This window comes from Campylobacter sp. CNRCH_2014_2849, assembly GCF_025772845.1.
Classification (GTDB): domain Bacteria; phylum Campylobacterota; class Campylobacteria; order Campylobacterales; family Campylobacteraceae; genus Campylobacter_D; species Campylobacter_D lari_D.
This window is the reverse complement of sequence record NZ_JAKMSW010000034.1, coordinates 1-1,432: the sequence shown is the minus strand read 5'-3', so window position 1 is coordinate 1,432 and position 1,432 is coordinate 1. Positions and strand designations below refer to the sequence as shown.

The window sequence follows — 1,432 nt, the reverse complement described above, 5'->3', positions numbered from 1 at the left end:
CACCTTAAAAACCTAAGCCACTTCATCTTAGAAAACAAAGATAAAAATAAAAAGCTTATATTTTTTGACAATGCTTCATCTATGTCAAATCTTTTGCATCTTTATGAGAACAATTGTGATATATTTGTTAAAGATGAGTCATTAATCGATATAGCTTTATTAGAACAAAACTATAATCTAGATTTTAATAAACTAAAAACAAGAGTATTTTTTTATGAAAAACTTCTTTTAGGCGCAAAGGAAGATGAAATTTTTTCTTTCAATGATGAAAAAATAAATTATTATCTTAAATATGATGAGAATAATTTATATGCTTTAAAAGATTTAAACATTACTTATGATTATTATCATTGTAAGATTAAAAACTATGTTTTAGCTAAAAATAGTTTAAATATAAAATTAGAACCTAAAAAGATAAGCAAGCGCTATGCTTATGATGATTTAAACCATCAAGATCTAAATTTAACCCACAATAACACTAACATTATAAACAACACTGCTACTTCAAATTACATCAGCCTTATCATACAAGATGAACATGGCAAGGCTATTGATAATGCTAGTATTAGTATAAAAGGGTATGATCATGAAAAACTAATCAAGCAAAGCGTATTAAAATTAAAAACTAATAAAGAAGGTAAAATAAGATTTGATAGAGAAAAAGACTTTAGTAATTGTCATAGTTTTAAAGTTAGATTAGAAGATAATAAAGCTTATTTAGCCAAACCCTTACAAGATAGCAAAAGAATATTTAATAATTATATCAATCATAAAATAGGACTTATACTTAGGTTTAAAAATAAAGATTATTTTAAATATGATGGTTTTTATTTATATCATTTTAAAGGAAAAGATTTAATATCTTCTTATATGGCAAGAAGTGGAGTAGCTAAAGCTGATAATTTAAAACCATCAAATAAACAAATTGCTTTTAGTTTTTATCAAGATATAAAAGATAAAACTACCAAGAAAAAAGCATATTTTTACTATGATGATGAAAGTATTAAAGATAAATTTGGAAGCTTACCTGAAGGAAAGTATTATTTTAAAATCAATGAGATTAATTACAACAAACAACCTGATTTTTTAAAAGATTATCCTTTTAGCATAGGTAAGACTTGGGGAAAGTATTGTGTTAGATTATACACTGATAAAGAATGCTCTAAAAGTTTTAAAGAAATAGAAATTTCAAATCCAAATAATGAAAAAGAAAAAAGCAAGAATAAAGAAAGTATGAGTAAGGGGGATTTGTATCTTTATAACATTAACGAAAAGGGAGAATTTGGCAGCAATGGTAGTATAGGAATAGTTAATGGGGTATTGTTTGAAGATTTATTAAAGCATTTAAGCTATATTACAAATGAAGAAGAATTGCTTTGCGAATTAGAAGTTAAATACCCCCAAAAACGAAACAATAAAATTGTATTTGCAA

1 protein-coding gene is annotated in these 1,432 nt (G+C 24.6%); it reads left to right on the top strand.

Annotated features, from left to right (window positions below; all coding sequences use genetic code 11):
- Positions 1-1,432: hypothetical protein (locus tag L8X33_RS08555; protein ID WP_263670491.1), on the top strand; the 1,432-nt coding region annotated here is incomplete at both ends.